The 19,424-nt window shown below is 32.2% G+C and carries 18 protein-coding genes; 6 read left to right on the forward strand and 12 right to left on the reverse strand.

Going from position 1 to position 19,424, the window contains the following annotated elements; all coding sequences use genetic code 11:
* The 5 genes from ACNKXS_RS07335 to ACNKXS_RS07355 form a co-directional block, all read left to right on the forward strand.
* On the forward strand, positions 1 to 1,845 hold a 1,845-nt coding region (locus tag ACNKXS_RS07335; protein WP_417920308.1), incomplete at its 5' end, for a carbamoyltransferase family protein.
* Positions 1,838 to 2,911, forward strand: coding sequence for a hypothetical protein (locus ACNKXS_RS07340; RefSeq protein WP_417920309.1), 1,074 nt, complete (start codon positions 1,838 to 1,840; stop codon positions 2,909 to 2,911). The genes ACNKXS_RS07335 and ACNKXS_RS07340, both read left to right, overlap by 8 nt.
* A complete protein-coding gene (locus ACNKXS_RS07345) occupies positions 2,898 to 3,842 on the forward strand; it encodes an SGNH/GDSL hydrolase family protein (protein ID WP_417920310.1) in 945 nt (314 codons plus the stop codon). The genes ACNKXS_RS07340 and ACNKXS_RS07345 overlap by 14 nt, the downstream gene beginning before the upstream one ends.
* The gene (locus ACNKXS_RS07350; protein WP_417920311.1) at positions 3,842 to 5,263 is read left to right on the forward strand and encodes an MBOAT family O-acyltransferase; all 1,422 of its coding nucleotides are present in this window, start codon (positions 3,842 to 3,844) and stop codon (positions 5,261 to 5,263) included. The genes ACNKXS_RS07345 and ACNKXS_RS07350 overlap by 1 nt, the downstream gene beginning before the upstream one ends.
* Before the next feature lie 2 nt (positions 5,264 to 5,265).
* Positions 5,266 to 5,406, forward strand: a complete 141-nt coding sequence (locus ACNKXS_RS07355; protein WP_417920312.1) for a DUF5989 family protein — start codon at positions 5,266 to 5,268, stop codon at positions 5,404 to 5,406.
* Between the two features lie 377 nt (positions 5,407 to 5,783).
* Here the strand turns inward: ACNKXS_RS07355 and ACNKXS_RS07360 are convergent, their stop codons facing one another.
* A complete protein-coding gene (locus ACNKXS_RS07360) occupies positions 5,784 to 6,530 on the reverse strand; it encodes an FkbM family methyltransferase (RefSeq protein WP_417920313.1) in 747 nt (248 codons plus the stop codon).
* Between the two features lie 57 nt (positions 6,531 to 6,587).
* Positions 6,588 to 8,819, reverse strand: coding sequence for a glycosyltransferase (locus ACNKXS_RS07365; RefSeq protein WP_417920314.1), 2,232 nt, complete (start codon positions 8,817 to 8,819; stop codon positions 6,588 to 6,590).
* Positions 8,820 to 8,995: 176 nt separating this feature from the next.
* Between ACNKXS_RS07365 and ACNKXS_RS07370 the strand changes: the two genes are divergently transcribed.
* Positions 8,996 to 9,496 (forward strand): acyltransferase, encoded by a 501-nt coding sequence (locus tag ACNKXS_RS07370; protein WP_417920315.1) that lies wholly within the window; start codon positions 8,996 to 8,998, stop codon positions 9,494 to 9,496.
* An 80-nt stretch (positions 9,497 to 9,576) separates the two neighbouring features.
* Here the strand turns inward: ACNKXS_RS07370 and ACNKXS_RS07375 are convergent, their stop codons facing one another.
* From ACNKXS_RS07375 to ACNKXS_RS07420, 10 genes are all read right to left on the reverse strand, one after another.
* Complete coding sequence (locus tag ACNKXS_RS07375) at positions 9,577 to 10,686, reverse strand: glycosyltransferase family 4 protein (protein WP_417920316.1); 1,110 nt, start codon at positions 10,684 to 10,686, stop codon at positions 9,577 to 9,579.
* Positions 10,661 to 11,554, reverse strand: coding sequence for a polysaccharide deacetylase family protein (locus ACNKXS_RS07380; RefSeq protein WP_417920317.1), 894 nt, complete (start codon positions 11,552 to 11,554; stop codon positions 10,661 to 10,663). Before ACNKXS_RS07380 ends, ACNKXS_RS07375 begins: the two co-directional genes overlap by 26 nt.
* Positions 11,555 to 11,681: 127 nt before the next feature.
* Positions 11,682 to 13,127 (reverse strand): lipopolysaccharide biosynthesis protein, encoded by a 1,446-nt coding sequence (locus tag ACNKXS_RS07385; RefSeq protein ID WP_417920318.1) that lies wholly within the window; start codon positions 13,125 to 13,127, stop codon positions 11,682 to 11,684.
* Positions 13,128 to 13,188: 61 nt separating this feature from the next.
* A complete protein-coding gene (locus tag ACNKXS_RS07390; protein ID WP_417920319.1) occupies positions 13,189 to 13,434 on the reverse strand; it encodes a hypothetical protein in 246 nt (81 codons plus the stop codon).
* 350 nt (positions 13,435 to 13,784) lie between these two features.
* Positions 13,785 to 14,912: a hypothetical protein gene (locus ACNKXS_RS07395; protein ID WP_417920320.1), complete on the reverse strand. Its 1,128-nt coding sequence runs from the start codon at positions 14,910 to 14,912 to the stop codon at positions 13,785 to 13,787.
* A gap of 53 nt (positions 14,913 to 14,965) precedes the next feature.
* Positions 14,966 to 15,427, reverse strand: a complete 462-nt coding sequence (locus ACNKXS_RS07400) for a NanQ anomerase/TabA/YiaL family protein (protein ID WP_417920321.1) — start codon at positions 15,425 to 15,427, stop codon at positions 14,966 to 14,968.
* 65 nt (positions 15,428 to 15,492) lie between these two features.
* Positions 15,493 to 16,476 (reverse strand): N-acetylneuraminate synthase family protein, encoded by a 984-nt coding sequence (locus tag ACNKXS_RS07405; protein WP_417920322.1) that lies wholly within the window; start codon positions 16,474 to 16,476, stop codon positions 15,493 to 15,495.
* Entirely contained in the window at positions 16,469 to 17,281 is an 813-nt protein-coding gene (locus ACNKXS_RS07410; RefSeq protein WP_417920323.1) for a cytidylyltransferase domain-containing protein, read from the reverse strand. Before ACNKXS_RS07410 ends, ACNKXS_RS07405 begins: the two co-directional genes overlap by 8 nt.
* 59 nt (positions 17,282 to 17,340) lie before the next feature.
* Positions 17,341 to 18,384 (reverse strand): nucleotidyltransferase family protein, encoded by a 1,044-nt coding sequence (locus ACNKXS_RS07415; protein ID WP_417920324.1) that lies wholly within the window; start codon positions 18,382 to 18,384, stop codon positions 17,341 to 17,343.
* Between the two features lie 10 nt (positions 18,385 to 18,394).
* Positions 18,395 to 19,424, reverse strand: a 1,030-nt coding sequence (locus tag ACNKXS_RS07420) for an N-acetylneuraminate synthase family protein (RefSeq protein ID WP_417920325.1), incomplete at its 5' end; no start/stop codon positions are given.

A 19,424-nucleotide genomic window follows, 5' to 3' on the forward strand; every position in this document is an offset into this window, starting at 1 on the left:
ATACTAGGAATATCAAGCTTTTATCACGACTCAGCTGCAAGTATTATTGTAGATAATAAAATTCTCGCTGCAGCACAGGAAGAAAGGTTTACACGAATAAAACACACGCCTGAATTTCCAAAAAATTCTATTATCTATTGTCTAGAGGAAGCTGGTCTAACTTTGAACGAGCTCGATGCTATTGTTTTTTACGACAAACCGTTACCGAAGTTTGAAAGATTGCTTAGTACTTATTATGCCGTAGCCCCTAGAGGGTTGTTATCTTTTTTAAAATCTATGCCGGTTTGGACAAAAGAAAAGATCTTTTTCAGGAAGCTTTTAAAAGATAATTTAAAAGAAGTCGATCCAAATTTCAATAAGAAAAAAGCAAAGATACTATTTTCAGAGCATCATTTATCCCATGCTGCAAGTAGTTTCTATGTATCGAATTTTAATGAATCGGCTATTCTAACTATTGATGGCGTTGGAGAATGGTGTACTGCCTCTATAGCTAAGGGTGAAGAAGAAAATATAGAATTTTTAAAAGAGCTTTATTTCCCACATTCATTGGGACTGCTTTATAGTGCTTTTACATATTATCTGGGTTTCAGAGTTAATTCCGGAGAGTACAAATTAATGGGTCTTGCTCCATACGGCAATCCTTCTGCTAAAGAGACTCTCTCATACATTAGTAAAATCAAAGAAGAAATTGTTGATATCAAGGAGGACGGCTCAATCTTTATTCATCAGAACTATTTCAAATATACTACGGGAAATAGAATGATTAATTCTGAGAAATTTGAATCCCTTTTTGGTTTGAAACTTAGAAATGAAGAAGATCAACTGCAACAGTCTCATTGTAATCTGGCTTTCGCCATACAACAGGTGACCGAAGAGATTGTTGTTTTGATGGCTAAAGAAGCAAAAAGACTCACTAACTCCAATAATCTGTGCCTGTCTGGGGGTGTGGCCCTCAATTGTGTGGCTAATGGCAAGATTCACGACCTGGGTATTTTTGACAACATTTACATTCAACCAGCTTCCGGGGATGCTGGTGGTGCCTTAGGATGTGCGTTGGCAGTAAATCACATGTATTACGGTCTAAAAAGATACTATACCGATTCTTATGATCTAATGCATGGTAGCTACCTTGGACCGTATTACTCTGCCAAAGAAATTCATTTCGTCAATAGAAAATTTAAGGCACAAACTTCACAACTGGAATATCCTGATTTATACAGTATTGTAGCCAAGCTGTTATCAGAGGGAAACGTTATTGGATGGTTTCAGGGTAGATCTGAATTTGGTCCTAGAGCTCTAGGAAATAGATCTATACTTGCAGATCCCAGAAATCCCGAAATGCAGAAGAAACTTAACCTCAAAATCAAGTATAGAGAAGGTTTTAGACCATTTGCTCCATCAGTCCTGGAGGAAGATTATTCAATGTATTTTGAGGATAAGCTTAAAAGCCCTTACATGTTATTGGTTAAAAATGTAAAGGAAAATATTAAATTAAGAGTTCCAGAAAATTATTCCGAAATGGATTACAGAGATAAACTGTATACACAACGTAGCTTGCTTCAGGCGATAACACATGTGGATTTTAGTGCTAGAATTCAAACTGTCTCTAAAAATACCAACCCAAAATACTGGAATTTAATTAATGAATTCAAAAAAATTACCGGAATTGGCGTTTTAATAAATACCAGTTTCAACGTAAGAGGGGAACCGATTGTTAACACTCCAGAGGACGCCTATAAGTGCTTTATGTCTACTGAAATGGACTATCTGGTGATCAACAATTTCCTCTATAAAAAAGATCAGCAAAGCGGACAAATTGAAAGGCAAATTTTCAAGAATGACTAAGAAAAAACTTTTTAGAATAATTAAGTTGAGTCTTATCAATTTATTTGTAATTCTACTTCTTCTAATTTTAATCGATCCAATAATGGGAATGATTAGCGCTGAAAAAGAAGGCTTATCGCGAAATATAAATTTCAAGGAAAATACACCTAATTCCTCCCTAAAAATTGGAAATGACGAGATTGACAGGAATAAAAAACCAAATTTTAAAAATACGGATCAATATGGTTTTATTCTTGGCCCTAACGAGACTTCTACAAACGAGATAGACTTCATATTTCTGGGATCCAGCACGGTAGAAAATGAAAATGTACGAGAAGTTAATCGTTACCCTTTCTTATCAATTAAAAACTTAAATCAAGAACTTGGAACCAATTATATTTCAAGAAATGCAGGTGTTGGCGGAAATTTACTTTCTGCAAGCAACTTAATTCTCACCACTAAAATTATTCCTATAAAACCGCAGTATGTTGTGCTCTCCTCATCTTTGATTGATATGCTGTATCTTTCTAAAAACCGATCCTATTGGGATGGATCAAAAAGGTATTTGATAGAAGAAAAAGCGGCTAATTCATTATTAAAAAATATTAAGGACACTTTTTTTCCAAATTTATGGTTGCAGATTAGAAAGTTCCGATTGAATAGTAATATATCTGATTTCCAGAAAAAAGATTTTTCTCCAGAGGATCAGGAAAGAATTTTAAATCAATATAGAAGCCAACTGGAAGTTTTCATAAACACCTGTTTAATTTATAGCATCACTCCTATTCTCTCAACAGATTATTATGTGCCAGAATTAGTAAAAAGAAATCTTATTAAAAAAGGAATATTCAATTCTCATGAGGCTAATTATTATGTAGAAACTCTTATTCCAGAGTTGAATTTGCTAATTAATAGTAAAGCAGAGGAATACGATCTTTCGATAATCAAGCTTCATGAACGAGTGGAGTTGAATAACAATTTTGTGAACAAGGAGGATGGAATTCACCTTACCGATGAGGGAAGCCAAAAAGTTTCTGAGGTGATTTCAAATTTTCTATTAAGAATAATTCAACATGAAGAAATTTAAAGAAGTCCTAATTTCTATTATTATTTTAGTGGTTGGTTTAATCTTCATTGAAATTACCATCAGAGTTATAAATTCTGACATGAAGAATTACGATATTGAAATGTGGAAATATGCTAAAAATTTAAAAAAGAAAGATTCATTTTTAGGACATACACATCGCAAAAATGCAGCCGCAACCCTACAAAATGTTGCAATAGATTTAAACTCTCTGGGAATGCGTTCAGAAGAACCCGATCCAGAAAAGAAAAAAATTCTATTTATTGGTTCATCCATAAGCCTGGGTTGGGGAGTAGATAAAGATAGTAGTTATGTGGGTATTTTCGTAAATCAGCTGAAAAAAGAGAAGCCAGATTATCAGGTCCTAAATGGATCTGTAGGTAATTATAATACTTTCAGATACGTTGAGAACTTTCTGAGAAATCAAAATACCGTAAATCCGGATATTATTGTAGTAAACTATTTTATTAATGATGTAGAACAGCTTCCAATGGGATCAGAAAATTGGCTTCTAAGAAATAGTGCCCTTACTGCATCTCTAAGCATCGCTGTAAAAAAAATGACCTCAAGTAGTGGTGGAGATTTGGAAAGCTATTACAAACGGCTCTATCAGCCGGAGAATCCAGGCTTTAAAACCATGATAAGTTCGCTTCGCAAACTTTCGGAATATGCATCAAAAAATAATATCCAAATATTCTTCGCTCTTATTCCCGACATTCACTTTCTAAAAAATTACCCTTTTCTATCCATTCATGATAAAATGAAAACTATCGCTGAAGAATTTAACTTTGAAGTGATAGATTTTTATGGTTCTCTGAGAGATATTTCCTTTGAAAAATTGCAAATTATCCCAGGGGATTCACATCCTAACGTGTACGGCCACAAATTAATGGCTACACAGCTTTCTGACAGTATGTTACCAGAGATTAAGTAATGCTTTTCAATTCCTTAAATTTCTTGATCTTCCTACCGATAGTTTTTACTATCTATTGGTCTCTAACAAAAAATCTCAAACTTCAGAATTTTTTAGTGCTACTAAGTTCTTACATATTCTATGGATGGTGGGACTACAGATTTCTTCTATTAATTTTTATTTCTACCATAATAGATTATTCTGTTGGATTAAAACTTCCAAATGCTGCTAGGGAAAAACAAAAGGTTTTACTAAGTCTCAGTATTCTTTGTAATCTAGGACTATTAGGATTCTTTAAATATTACAATTTCTTCATTGATTCATGGATAAGCTTATTAAATAGATTTGGATATTCAAATGAAAGTCTTTGGACTTTGAATATCATCTTACCAGTAGGTATTTCTTTCTATACATTTCAAACAATGTCTTATACCATCGATATTTATAGAAATAATCTAAAACCAACTAAAGATTTCATTTCTTTCGCTGCATTCGTGTCATTCTTTCCTCAGTTAGTGGCTGGACCAATTGAAAGAGCTACTAATTTTTTACCACAAATTCTATCAAAAAGAGATTTTCGGAAAGAACAGGTATTTCAGGGATTAAATCTTATCTTATGGGGGTTATTTAAAAAAGTAGTCATAGCCGACTCTCTGGCTCCAGAAGTCGATCGCATTTTTGCCAATTATCAGGATCATAGTGGAGGAACCCTATGGCTAGGTGCAATTTATTTCGCTTTTCAAATTTATTGTGATTTCAGTGGTTATTCCGATGTCGCCATTGGCACATCCAAACTCTTCGGAATTGAATTAATGTCAAATTTCAGATTCCCATATTTCGCAAGAAATATAGGAGAATTTTGGAGAAGATGGCATATCTCTTTAACTACATGGTTTAGGGATTACCTGTACATTCCATTAGGCGGTTCGAGAACAACAATCTGGAAATCAATCCGGAATGTATTTATCGTATTTTTAGTAAGTGGGCTATGGCACGGTGCCAATTGGAATTTTGTAATTTGGGGGCTTTTTCATGCTTGTTTATTCTTGCCTTCATTTGCTAAAAGATCTAATAGAAACTACCTTGGAGAAATTGCGCCAAATTCCTACCTGCCCTCTTTCCAAACATTTTTATCAATTATAAAAACATTCCTTTTAGTCACTGTTGGATGGGTGTTTTTTAGAAGCGAAAATTTGTTTCAGGCTATTGAGTATTTGAGCAAAATGTGGTATCCAATTGAATTCAGCGTACTTCCAAACGTGAAATTGTTTATATATGTATTCCTTTTGATAGTACTAGAGTGGCATGTGCGAATGGACGAAAGGGCACCTTTCAAAATAGGTTTTAAACCACTGAGAATAATCACCTATATGTTGATTATAACTTTATTAATACTTAATTTTGAAAAAAATCCGCAGCAATTCATCTATTTTGACTTTTAAGTATGAAAGAATTATTTTCTTATTTGTGGCAGAAAAAGAAATTTTGGTTACTCCCTGTGATCATAATCCTGGTAGTTATAGGTTTTCTAAGTATCGTTGCAGCAAGTAGTGCCTTATCACCGTTTGTATATCCTCTCTTTTAAATGAAATCTCACACTACGATACTTTCCATTATTTTTGGTTTTTTGGTAATAAATTTATTTTTGAACTCTACAATTTTAAATTATTGCCTGATAGGAATTATGGCGGTTAGTCTTTTCTCTGAAACTATATCTAATACCATTGAAAAATTATGGAACGGGTTAGCTCAAGTACTTAGTCATATAGTTCCAACCATTTTATTAACCTTTCTGTTTTTCCTAATTCTTACACCTCTAGCTATACTATCAAAAATTTTTAATGCTAAGACTGATTATATTTCGGAAAATCCAAACGGTTCGGTATTTAAGAATTCCGATAAGTCATTTTCCAAAAATTCTTTTGAAAAAGCATGGTGATTTGAAATCTTGAAATATCTAATTTATGGCTCTAGCAAATATTCCTTAGTATTTCGAGGATTCTTGGGGTCTAAAGGAGTTATTTTATAATCTAATGTTTCCATCAATTTAAGACATTGCTCCTGTACCTTTTTTCCATGAGTTGAAAGAAAAATGATCGGCTTCTTTTTTGACAACAAATGAGGTTTCAAATCCTGTAAAACTTTAAATTCAGCACCTTCAATATCCATTTTAATAATATCCGGAAATTCTATTGCCTGCTCCTCAAGTATTTTACTTAACTTAAACACAGAAACCGTCATATCTCCTCCTTCACTCAATTTACCACCCACAGAATTACCTCTGGCAAATTTTAAAACACCTTCTTCATTAGATACCGCTTTTTCAAATAGTACCACATTATTTATATGATTAAGTTCTAAGTGCCGTTGAAAATAACTTACGTTATTTGCAATAGGTTCGAAAGCAAAAACAGAAGAGTCTTTATTAACGGTTTTGAATAAAAGGGTATAATATCCTGCATGTGCACCTAAATCCCAAAAAACTTTAAGCCCCTTACATTTATCAGCAAAAATTAAGGTTTGATTGGTTTCGTAAGTACCTAGCCATGCGCTGTGATTATGAGATCCAACGATCCATTTCGCACCCTTTAATGGTCCGGACAATACCGAAATAGCTTTATTTTTAGGTACCATTAATAGTGGTAAACGTATCAACTTACCAAATAAACTATTTTTCCTTAAAATATTATGCTTTCTAAGATTTAGCATTCGATTACTTTACAATTCTGGAATTTTTTTTCAAAATCCTTTTGAATTAATTTTTTATTAAACACTTTCCTCTATTAGTCTCTGATAAAGCTTTTCAAATTTTCTTGCATTTAATTTTGGATCATATCCTTTTGAAATCATTTCATAGGCATTCTCACCAAATTTTTTTCTCAACTTATCATCAGTCATTAATTCCACCAGTTTATTCTTAAACTTTGTTCTATCAAATCCATCAATTAAAAAACCTGTTTTTCCATCGATCAATGCTTCTTTTACTCCGCCAACATTAGTTGCTACCGCTGGTATTTTTTGAGTCCCAGCTTCCAATATGACACCTGGAACACCTTCAACCTTACTTGTTAAAACTATACAGTCTGAGGCCGCAAGTAACTCTGGTATATCCTGCCTGAAACCCAACAAAAATACGGTTTCTCTCAAATCAAGTAATTTAATAAGTCCTTTTATTTCTTCGAATAAAATTCCGCTTCCCACACAAATTAACTTTATGTGCGGCTGTGTTTCTTTTAAGTCACTAAAGATATTAATGAGAAATTCATGATTTTTTTCAGGACTAAAATTCCCAATATGTATCACAATTTGGTCGCTCTTTTTAAGAGAAAGATTTTTTCTTAGATTATTAGAAAGCTCCATTCTATTCACACCTTTGATTGGAATTCCTCTCCTAATAACCTCAGCTCTCTCTGTAGGATATTTATAAGTTTTGATGAAATCTGCGAGAGCTTCATCTCCAACTGATGTTACATGTGCAATCCGGTTGAACATTCTTTTGTATAAAATCTTTTTGGGTTTATTTGAAACCCATTCACTAATTATACTAATGTTACGATACACCAGCGGGATTTTGTTAGTAAATAACGACGCTGCAATAGCATATTTTAGAGTATCAGATCCATTACATTGAATTACGTCTGGTTTTATGTCATTTATGAATTTCACTAACTCTTTTACTACTCTAATAGAAAACACACCTCTTTTAGAGTTTACCAGATCTCTATTAACAGCTCCTTCAACCTCTAATACTTGGTCTTCATTATCGTATATTCCAATAAAATAAACTTGGTGTCCAAGGTCAATTAATTCCTTACTTAAATCAGCAGCGAAAAGTTCTGCACCTCGATATTGGCGCTTGGTTACAAGTTGTAATATTTTCATTTCAGAAATCTCTGGAATATTATAACTACTATCAAACACTCGTCGATAGCATTGCAAAAACTGGGTTGCAATAAAATCGTTTGAGAATTTTTCAGAAACCATTTTTTTGGCCTGCATAATTTCAGAACCTTCATTCGGTAATTGCTGAAGGTTTTCTTTCAAAGCATCTACGAAACCATTTTCATCATTTTTTTGTATAATTTTTCCAGTTTTACCGGAGAATACAATCTCTTTTATACCTCCTACTCCATATGCAATGACTGATGTTTCACAATACATAGCTTCCAATAGTACTGCAGGAAGCCCCTCAATAATACTTGGGAGGACTAATACATCTGCAGCTTTGATATACGGTAAAGGCTCGTCTATATAGCCGTGAAAAGTGATTTTGGATGACAGCCCTTTTTCCTCTACAATTGATTCAATGCGAGATCTCAACGGGCCATCTCCTATAAGATGTAAGTGAATATTACTAATTGAATAAGAAAGTTTTTCGAAAATTCTTACAAGCGCCTCGTGATTTTTTTCAAAACTAAAACCGCCAACGTGGATAACATGTTTGCTGTTATTTGGTTGAAGCTCTAATTCTTTAATATTGGAGATAGACTCCAAACCAACGGGAATTACCGTAGTTTTATTTTCAAGAAACGGAAAGTTCATTAAAATATCTTTCTCGGAAGCCCTGGAAACAGATACAATATGATCTACATTTTTATATAGAAAACTATTAAATTTTTTCTGAAACGGACTCTTTAAGTACCGCCCGACCTCACTCGCGTTTCTAAAAAAAATAGGATAATCCCAACCATATATTTTTTTTGAAAAAACAGCATATTTCAGAGTATCACCGGCATTAGCCTGTATTAAATCAGGGTTAAATTCCCTGATAATTTTATTCAGATTTTTCCAAGCCTTAAAGTCGAGAAATCGAAATTTTTTTGAAGCATTAATGCTATCAATTGGTTCTTTCCAAGGCAAATTTGCTTTACCATCAAAAACAGATACTATTTTGACAATATTACCCTTAGCTTTTTGATGGTTTGCAAGTTGACTTGCGAATGTTTCCGCGCCCCTATTTTGAGGTTTTTGTATTAGATGAAGTATTCTAAGTTTCAATAACTTTTGTTTATCGAATAAGATTAAGCAATAATCAAAATTAAGTAAAAATTATCAATGCCATGTGCACAGATTAAAATTATGCAACATTATTCCTGATTACTACTAAATACTTCCTTATTTAAGTCAGTTGATCAATACATTCCAATACAATTTTATAAATTTGGATAAAAAAATTGAAGAAAATCTTAAAATTACCACGCGCAGTTTTACTTAAAGGTAAAATAATTAAAAATTTCTGGCTTATGAAATTTTCCAAAAATTCTATACTGTTAAATAGAATTGATACGCGTCTTAGACCTTATATATGGAAAATGACGGGTTGTAATGTAGGTCAAGGAGTAGCGATAGGACTAGATGTTTATTTTGATGTTCACAATGCACCATTGATTACTATTCAAGATGATGCCTGGATAGCCGCACGTTGCCTAATCCTATGTCATAAAAGAGATTTAACTCATTATAAAAAACTATCTAGATATAATGATTTTGGCTACAAGAAAGCTCCTGTGGTACTGAAAAAAGGATGTGTTGTAGGTATGGGAAGTATAATTATGCCGGGGGTTACAATTGGTTTTGGATCAATTGTAGCCGCAGGATCCGTTGTCACTAAGGACGTTCCGGATTGGACTATCTCTGGTGGAAATCCCGCGAAGGTTTTAAAAATTTTAGAATAAGTTTTTTTAAATAATTTCTTGATATGTTTACAGATTATAGTTATACCAATACTTTAGAATTGAATTCTTGTGAAACCGTATCATTTACAAAGATTTTCGTACAATTCTAGCATTTTAGCATTATTTTGTTTTTCAAGAAAATTAGCCTCAAAATTCATTAGACTACGCTTTCCATATTCATGCATCTTTTCAGGATTATCTAGAAAGAATTTAATAGCTATCACGATGCTTTCTACATTATCCACATTGAAAAGCTGTGCGTTTTGCTCACCATTAACGACTTCTCTCAAAACGGGGATGTCATTACAGGCGATTGGAAGAGCTGCCGATTGAGCTTCAATCATCGATCCACCAAGACCCTCATAAAGAGAAGGAAAGACGAATATATCGGATTCTAATAACTTTTGAGGTACATCATGACTAAATCCCCGGAGAAAAGCTATTTCAGAAAGGGCATTTTTAGCAATGAAAGCTTTTAACTCACTAGTAACTTGTCCTTCTCTTCCATATATATCTAGTGTAAATCGATAACCTTGCTTGTTTAATTCGTGAACTGCCTTCAACAAATTCAATTGTCCCTTTTGAAATTCATGTCTCCCTAGATTAATGAGACGGGGTAAATCTGTCGTAGGCTTAGATATATAGTTTTCTAAAAGAGGTTTTCGTCCTCTATATATAACCGTAAAATTATTACCGTTTAAATGAAGTTCATCTATATAATGATTTTTAACAGTATGGGTAATACTATGAAAATGATCTACAAATTTTCTAGCGGTAATGGCGTCTATTTTCTTATATATTGATAGTAGTTTAGAATTTACTCTTTTATCCTCAAATCTAACTTTGGAATATGTCGTATTGACTAGACTCTCTAGATGATTGAATTTTACGAATAATTTTGCAAATCTGGTTCTTAAATTACTACGAAATAGGATACTATGAACCACACAATAATCACCCTCATTTATAATCTTAGAGATTAACTTAGATTGCTTATAAAAACTACCTTTTTCTAAAAATCGAATATCATATCCCCTCTCTTGCAATTTCTGCTGAACTCCAATCTCCTTTCTATCTAAACAGATTATGGTAAATGGTACTTGCTTTTCAAAAAGATAATCAGAAATAACCGCCGTGGATCTTTCTGCTCCTCCGGATCCTAAACTATCTATAATTATTAATATATTCATTTTTACTTCTTATCTTAGATTTTATTTTCCCAACAAATCTCGTGATTGGTAATATCCGACCGTGAAATCCGCTAAGAATTAATTTAAATTTCCACAATGGTGTATGATCATTTACAATGAGACGAGATATTCGAAATGGGTGATTAGTAGACTTCGTTATTTTGTGATCAAAAAGAAAAGCCTTTTCAATTCCATATTTACTTAAAACAGATTCTGTTATAATAGAATGATTACCATTTGGATATGCAAAAATATCATGACAAAAGTTTAACTCTTTCAATTTTTCCGTAGAACATTTTATTTCATAATCTACCTCTTCTAAAGTACATTGATCTAACATGGGATGAGTATGAGAATGGTTTGCAATAGTAATACCCGAAGCCTGCATCTCTCGTATTTGCTTTAGATTAAGCTGATCAAAATTTAATCTGGGTTTGGTTGAAGTTTTTCTTAAATTCTCCAGGTATTCTACTCTCTGCATGTTTGGCCAGTCTTTTATTTCCCAAACTTTCCTGTTACCCTCTACTTTTCCCAAATAATATTCTACTTCATCCCACCAGAAAGGCTTTTTAGAATTAATCAAATCTGTTACAACAAATAATATAGCCGGTATATTAAATTTTTTTAATATTGGAAAAGCATTTCTATAAACACTAGGATCTCCATCATCAAAAGTTATTAGTAAAGGTCTCTTGGGAAGTAAAATCTTATTCTTAAGGAATTGAGGTATTTGATCTGTAGATAGTACAGAATAATTTTGTTTAATATATATTAATTGATCCTCAAAATTTGCCAAGTCATGAACTGTATGATAAGCTAATATTCTTAAGTTATTAAAATTCTTCAAAATAGATATTGTTGTTTCCAAGGTTTAAGTTCACAAAAGTACTGAATTTGGTACTATAATTATATTGCTTGCAATACCATATATACGCTACTAAATTGAAAAATAGCTAGTTGATAATCTTTTGCCAATTTGCATGCGTTTGATCAATCTATTTTCTATTTCTAAATAATGTTAGATCCTTTAAATCCAGTAAAGATTTAAACTTTAATAAATAACTAAGAGATAAATAAAGACATGCACTCATAGTTGTACCAATAATAATTCTAACAACATCTGAGGTGTTTTTTAAACTACTGTCCAAAAAGTACATACCACCAGCTACGACCATTGAGATACCTAACATTGGTAATATATCCAAAGTTTGCTTCCATGCCGAATAATTTATCATCCTTCCCGTATAATAGCCAATAATATAGAAGGAAATTATAGAAACGATTACCTGAGACCACATAAGACTTATCACCCCGAATGGTAAAGCAACTATTACTCCTATCACTAACAATGCTTGTTTTATCATTGTCAATTTTAATAATATATCACTACGACCCTTTACCATGAAAACATTGGAATTATATATATGCAAAGGATAGAAGATTCCGGCAATACATAATATTTGAAAATAAGGTACGGCAGGAAGCCATTTTTCCGTGAATAGGAAACGAAATATGGGCTCCGCCAGTACTCCGAGTGATAACATTAAGGGTGCTATTATAAAAACAACCATCATAATGACTCTTTTGTAGACTCGTTTTAGTTTCTCATCATCATCTTGAATTTTAGCAAATAATGGAAAAGTGACTTTTTCTAAAGCCATAGTTAAATTTGTTACGGGTAAATTTTTCATTGTATCTGCTCTCGTATAAAAACCAACTTGAGAGGCACTGAAAAACTTTCCTATGACTAGTATATATAAACTTGCAAATATTCTCTGAATTAGTGTGGATAAAGTAAGTTTATATCCAAAATTAAGATGCGATTTGAACTTTTGTACATTAAATTCTAAAGTTGGTTTCCAGTCAGAATATATCCAAAATTGAATACTTCTAGTAAATCCTGTTACTAATTGATTCCAAACCAAACTCCAAACACCAAAACCTAAGTAAGCCAGCGATATTCCAGTTACCCCCCCCAATACTATGGATGGAATAGAGATTATCGTTTGCTTTTTAAAATCCATTTCGATAGTCATTCTTGTTTGCTGTACTGCAGTAAAAGCTGATATAATAAAAATCAAACAATAAAGTCGTACAATTTCAGCAAGTACAGGTTGTTCATAAAAGTCCGCAATAAGAGGCGCGGTTAAGTAGATAATTAAATACAAGATAATGCTCGCAGCGAGGTTGAAAAAAAATACTGTGGAATAGTCATCTTGTTCATTATTAGTATTTCTAATCAAGGACTGACTTAGACCAGATTTCAAAAGAGCGTCCCCAACATGAATGAATACAGCGATCATGCCAATTAGACCAAACTCAGCCGGCAATAGAAGTCGCGCAAGAATAATTGAAACTACAAAGCTTATCAACTGAGTTCCAAATTGCTGAGAGAAAGTCCAAACTAATCCAAGTAAAGCTTGTGATTTTAAATTAGGCATAAAAAAATTATTAAAGAACCCAAGACTTTAATTTTTAAAATGGTATTCCTATTATTAATTACTATACTCGGTTTTTCAAATAACCGGAACTTACATTATTTCCGATAATTTTAGCAGGATTCCCTAAAACCACAGCATTGTCAGGCACATCGAAATTAACTAATGTTGGAGGACTTATTAAAACATCGTTGCCTATTTTAATTTTACCAACAACTACTGAGTTTGGCCCAATTAACACACGATCTCCAATTATTGGAGATCCTTTTCTCTTCCCACGGCTCTTGTTACCAACAGTTACACCCTGCATTATATTACATTTGCGCCAACAATTGCATTTTTATTAATAGTAATGTTCTTCAAATGCCCAAAATAAAGACCTTTACCTACACAAGTAGCATGTGGTAATTTAATATTAAATCGAGACGAAATTAATGCAAATAGCAACCTATATAACACACCAATTGGATTTTTCTTTGCTATATTTTTTTCATCCCCGCAAATAAAACATAAATCTGGCTCCAGGATTTTTGCTTAAGGCTTTGAAATAATTAAAGGAGCCTGCACCTTTAGTATATCTACTTATATCTTGATCTATTTTCCGATTTTTCATTTTATACAGTTAGTATATCTAAAAGATTGAGTGAAAAAATATAATTTTCACTCAGAATAACGACTTATCAATTCTTTATAATAATCACCGAAATTATTTTCAACACGTAAAAAATTTGATTGTATATAATTAGTTTCTAAGGATTCTAATTTATTTATCTTTTCTTCTATCTCTTCTATATCAGCTAAATTTTCAACACTCGTAAATAAAGAATAATCTCCAATATTTAGAGCGTTACCAATCTTTAATGATAATTGCAATACTCGACAGCCTTCAGATAAAGCTTCAATCATCATGGTAGAAACCACACCTATGACCAAACCAAAATCATTCAAATTTATTCTATCTAGGAAAATAATCGAGTTTTCGATAAAAGCCTCATCTAATTTCCTATTTATTAAAGCACGTGGATGCTTTTTAAAATAGAATTCATCGTAATATGAATTGTTTTTTAAATAATTTACGACATGGATTATACTTTTTTCATATTCATCATCAATTCCTGTATGGATTTTATTTAAAGATTCTCCAATAATTAAAACCTTCTTTGACTTATTTAGTTTCTTTATGGAACTAAATAAGTGAGTAGGCAAAACGTGAATTTTTTCAGGGGCCATCCCTAGAGCAATATAGTTTTGAGCCAATATATTACTCCACACTACAGATCTGCAGGCTTTAATACTGAATTCAAATTCGTAAGGCTTATAATGATGTTGGTATAAACCATGCTGGATAATAAAATATTTACTGTGATCATGCTTATCTTCACATAATTTTGCTAGAAATGGGCTTAATATAGATGGTCCGCAATTAATTATTGTAATATTAGGAGCACTAAAATAATGCTGTAAATAGTCGTAACCTTTCTTAGCAGCCCAAAAACGAAATTTTTCACTTGGTGATATATATCCTAGCTGAAGGAAGAATAAGGCTTTTTTTAAAAATGGAAATTTATTAATGTCGAGTACAGTTACTTCTGGAAATATTATTTCAATTTCCGGTCTGGGATATAGTAAAAATTTACTCTCAAAAGTATTTTCCCTTTTAATAAAAAGTATTCTGATAAAGTTTTTTATTACGGATCGTGTAGCCAGTCTCTTTTTTCTTCTTCGAGATTCAGAAAGACCCCTTTCAAGTGTTACGTAAGCAGAGTTTATAAAATCAATTTCTATCATAGCATTAGCTTCACTTTCACGTATTAAATCAAAATTTTAATAAGAAGGAAGGGTTAATTACCTATCTTTTCACGATTTAAACGATTGAAAGGCACCTTGTAAACGATTTTCTTCACAATTTCATTTTCAACAAATTTACCTCCAGTAACGTGAATTTCTCCTGGAAATAGCAATAAAAACTCACCCTGATGCAAAGCGATTTCTTCCATTGCTTGACCTCTGAATAGCTGAAAATCATTTTCGACATCATATTCAGTCAAATTATCTAAACTAAGCTCTTCACTTAAACCAATTATTTCACGTCCATCCACCATCAAATGAATATCTATATATTTTATATGGTTCTCGAATTTCAAAAAATCTAAAGAGCCCGTTTCATATTCAAGAGGGATGGCTTTAAATGGAGGGTTTAATTTTGTTGGTAGCGAATTTAGATCCCTAAAATTTTCTTTGAATTCATCAAAATATTCGTTTATTGAATACCTGTTGATATTCTTTATCTTATCTTTTATCATTTAAAAAATTTAAAAGTAAATCCAATTAGCAATATAGAATGTTGGCAAATATTGTTGTGCAAAAATCAAAAATGATTTGAAGTAAAGGGGTGATCTTTTTTAATATTCTTCTTTAAAACCTTTCCATGAATTTGACGTGGAATTTTGAAACAATCACTAGGATCATGTATCATTTTAAGAGCTACAGTATCAACATTCAAAATTTCTCCACTTTTTAAATCCTCAACCGCAACACAAACCAGCTGCCTATTCCTATATGTAATTTCCTCTTCCTCCATTACGAAAGAGTCTTCTTTATCAATAATAAATTTTTCGATAAAATTTAGGCGATCAATAATATTTGTAATCTTAGAGGGATCGACTGCGGATGCAGCATCAACTCTATCTTCGCCTTCAGTTATGGAAATATGTTTTTCAAATACTGTAGCACCTAATAAGCGCGCGTAATCGTTACTTAAAACTGAAAATTTGTCATCAAACGAAGAATGATCTGCATATCCTATTTCTAATTCTGGAAAAATACACTTCAGTTGTTCAATTTTAGATAACTTTATTTTTTCCAATTTAGATGGAAATGACTGAAAACCGACCATTAAAATTTTCAACTTGTCACCAAAATTATTTTTTTGAATAAAAATCTCATCTAAGGTTCTACCCCCAACACCTAATATAATATCAATGTTGGACTCTCTAACCGCATTTAAAAGTCTGGTATCGTTAAAGGAAACAGAGTGAATATCTATGTATTTAACAGCATGATTTTTTAGTAGCACTAAGGCTTCGATATTTAAAGGCATCATTATAATATCCAGTCCTATACTAGCAGTGTAGCTGAAAATTTGATCCCATTCTTCCAAAGAAAAGCAATAAGATGATAAATCTTTATAAGCCTTATGATATGTACTTACAAAGTCATTTATATTGGTTAAAACTTGAAACTTAATTCCTTTAGAACCTGCATTCTTGGATTCAAGTATTAATTTTTTTAAAAATTCTAAATCACCCTGGTGGTGAAAAGCGGTCTCCGTATATAAATAGAAACTATTCATTCAAATTCATTTTTAAAGATTCCATTTTTCTCCTATTCATATCTTCAGAAAACTCCTCATAACTAATCAGTTTATCGTAAGGCATTTTCACCATTCCCTGAGCAGCAAAAGATTTAGCGGGTATTCTAATTCGATCATTTGTATATAAATCTAATAAATCTGAGAGCTTAATTTCTCTGAAATTCGAGTGATTCAAATGATCTAATACTAATTTTGTCCTTTTCAAATCATCTTCAGTATCAACCGTAAAGGAATATTCAGAGGTATCTTCTTTAGTCACTTGAATTATACCACATTTAAAGTTCCTAGGTTCAAATAAGAACAACATTAAATATTCACTTACATTAGGATCCATTTGCTCATGACACCTTTTTAAAGCATCATATTTAATAACCTCTGCAGTTGAGCCAATCGGCGCATTTACAAGTCTAACATAATCCAAATTCTTTTTATTCAAAAAGGCGATTTGAGCATCTATATATTCAATAGAAGTAAAAGGATTGTCACCGGTAATCCTAATGATATTATCTGCTTTTTCAATTTGCCCAACAGCTAATAATCTTTCCGTCACTTGATCTGCAGACCCCCTGTAAATTTTTACATTATTTCTAGTTGCAATATCCTCAAGAATATCATCTACTGGTTCAGAAGAAGTGCAAATGTAAATCGAATCTATTGAGTTAACCGTTTTCAATCTCTCAATTAAAAACTCTATCATTGACATTTTTGGTGATAAATCTCTCAACACCTTCAAGGGTAACCTAGTGGAAACTGTTCTAGCCACAATACATGCAATAGATTTCACGATACTATAATTTAATTAGATAAAAGTTTAAAAATTTATTGTTGACACCCAATAAATTCTTAGTGTATATGCTTTACAAATTCTTGTGCCTGTTTATAATCTGTAGGTTTACCTATGTCAATCCAAAAACCAATTATTGGACTATGTACTAGTTTCCCCCCATTTTTTACAAGGTTATCCATTAGATCTGTGATATCATGAAATTTATTTTTAGGGATATTATCTATTAATTTCTTATTTAATATATATATCCCTGCATTCGAGTGATAAACGTAAGATGGTTTTTCCTTAAAATCTAAAACTTGTTCTTCCTTTGTTTCAAATACTGCAAAAGGTACATCTACTTTATATTCAGTAGATGCTACAGCCATATCTGCATTGTTTTTTATAAGTTCTAGATAAAGATCTTCAAAATCTACATTGGTGAATAAATCACTATTCATTAATAGCACATGGTCCGATTTAAACTCATCTACCAACGCTAATGCCCCAGCTGTTCCCAAAAATTGATCTTCCCAAATATATTCTATACTTATACCCTTTTGAGAACCATCTCCAAAATATTCTTGAATTTGCTCTCCAAGGTATTTTACAGAAATATAGATTTTTTTAATACCGAATGCTATTAATCGATCAATGTTATGTTCGATTATAGGCTTGCTGCCTAAAGGTAGCATAGGTTTAGGAACTGTATCGGTTAAAGGACTAAGGCGCTTACCCCTTCCACCTGCCATAATCATACATTCCAATGGTAGTACAGCATTGGTCTTTTCCAGATCAATAATTCTCACCATTTTCTTTTGCTTATCTAAGATGGGTAAAATTTTAATGTTTGTGTTTCTGAAAGGTTTTAAATCTAAAAATTCTTCTTTCTCATACTCAAAAACAAAATTTCTGTTACAGATCACTCCAACGGGTTTATGAATATCAGCATCTTGTGATAGAGATCTTCTTATATCCCCATCAGTTAAAGATCCAATAACTTTCCCATCTTCCTCACACACGAAAAGAATAAGCCTACTTACATCTCTTATTGCATTGAGTTTATTGAGAGCATAATATATATCTCTATTTTCAGAAATCTGAATATGACTAAGTTCCATTATTAAATATTTAATTTAAATTTTCCCATCTCAATAAAGAATCTTCTTCCATATCGATGTTCAATTTTCTTCCAATGACAAAGTCAATTTCATTTGGAGGAATTTGAGTTCCTGGACGTTTAGCAGTTAAGTCTTCTGACGTAATAACATGACCTTTTTTAAGTGCTCTACTTATAACTAAACTTCGTCTAAACTTGTCTTTTTTATTTTCCTCTGCCTCAGAAACTATCCTCTTTTTACTACCAAGAGCTTCTGCAATATTTTTAGATTCTGAACAAATAACTTTTAATTCTTCAGGATTAGCGGATATTTCATGATCCCAGCCTGGTAAGTCTTTATCTAGAGTAAAATGTTTCTCGATTAAACAACTACCCAAAGCTACAGAAGCTAGTGGGATCGCAGTACCAATAGTATGATCAGAAAACCCTACTGGTAAATCAAACACAGTTTGTAAAGTACTGATATTATTAAGATGTATATCCTTGTATTCGGGAGGATAAATAGATATACAATGAAGTAAAATAACCTTATCATTTCCAACACTATAACATGCTTCCACAGCGCTTTCAATTTCACTTAATGTCGACATTCCAGTAGATAAAATTATAGGTTTCTGGTAGGATGCTACATGCTTAATAAAATCGATATAATTGATATCCATAGAAGCGATCTTAAAGAATGAAACACCTATTTCATTCAAAAGATCTGCCTCTTTTTTTGAAAATGGAGATGAAGCAAATTCTATATCATTCTTATCACAGAAAGTTTTTAATTCTCTATGTTGATCATCAGTTAAAGCGTACTTCTTCACCATTTCCTGTAAAGATCCAAAGTGTTTTTTCTTAGAATCATTATATACTTGGTTTCTATCATACTCTTCTTTAGCAATTAAGGATTGAGGAGTCCAAGATTGAAATTTCACACAATCTGCTCCAGCCTCCTTAGCTGATAAAATCATCGCTTTTGCTAAATCCATATCACCGTTATGGTTCGCTCCTATTTCTGCAATAACGTATGGAGTTGAGTAATTATAAACTTCC

The sequence above is a fragment of the Christiangramia marina genome, assembly GCF_048285865.1.
Lineage (GTDB): Bacteria > Bacteroidota > Bacteroidia > Flavobacteriales > Flavobacteriaceae > Christiangramia > Christiangramia marina.

Bases quoted from the DNA above. Each gene is read 5' to 3' on its own strand.
- ACNKXS_RS07345 (WP_417920310.1), top strand. From the start codon at position 2,898: ATGAAGAAATTTAAAGAAGTCCTAATTTCTATTATTATTTTAGTGGTT.
- ACNKXS_RS07355 (WP_417920312.1), top strand. From the start codon at position 5,266: ATGAAAGAATTATTTTCTTATTTGTGGCAGAAAAAGAAATTTTGGTTA.
- ACNKXS_RS07400 (WP_417920321.1), bottom strand. From the start codon at position 15,427: ATGATAAAAGATAAGATAAAGAATATCAACAGGTATTCAATAAACGAA.
- ACNKXS_RS07405 (WP_417920322.1), bottom strand. From the start codon at position 16,476: ATGAATAGTTTCTATTTATATACGGAGACCGCTTTTCACCACCAGGGT.
- ACNKXS_RS07395 (WP_417920320.1), bottom strand. From the start codon at position 14,912: ATGATAGAAATTGATTTTATAAACTCTGCTTACGTAACACTTGAAAGG.
- ACNKXS_RS07340 (WP_417920309.1), top strand. From the start codon at position 1,838: ATGACTAAGAAAAAACTTTTTAGAATAATTAAGTTGAGTCTTATCAAT.
- ACNKXS_RS07415 (WP_417920324.1), bottom strand. From the start codon at position 18,384: ATGGAACTTAGTCATATTCAGATTTCTGAAAATAGAGATATATATTAT.
- ACNKXS_RS07360 (WP_417920313.1), bottom strand. From the start codon at position 6,530: ATGCTAAATCTTAGAAAGCATAATATTTTAAGGAAAAATAGTTTATTT.
- ACNKXS_RS07385 (WP_417920318.1), bottom strand. From the start codon at position 13,127: ATGCCTAATTTAAAATCACAAGCTTTACTTGGATTAGTTTGGACTTTC.
- ACNKXS_RS07390 (WP_417920319.1), bottom strand. From the start codon at position 13,434: ATGCAGGGTGTAACTGTTGGTAACAAGAGCCGTGGGAAGAGAAAAGGA.
- ACNKXS_RS07375 (WP_417920316.1), bottom strand. From the start codon at position 10,686: ATGAATATATTAATAATTATAGATAGTTTAGGATCCGGAGGAGCAGAA.
- ACNKXS_RS07350 (WP_417920311.1), top strand. From the start codon at position 3,842: ATGCTTTTCAATTCCTTAAATTTCTTGATCTTCCTACCGATAGTTTTT.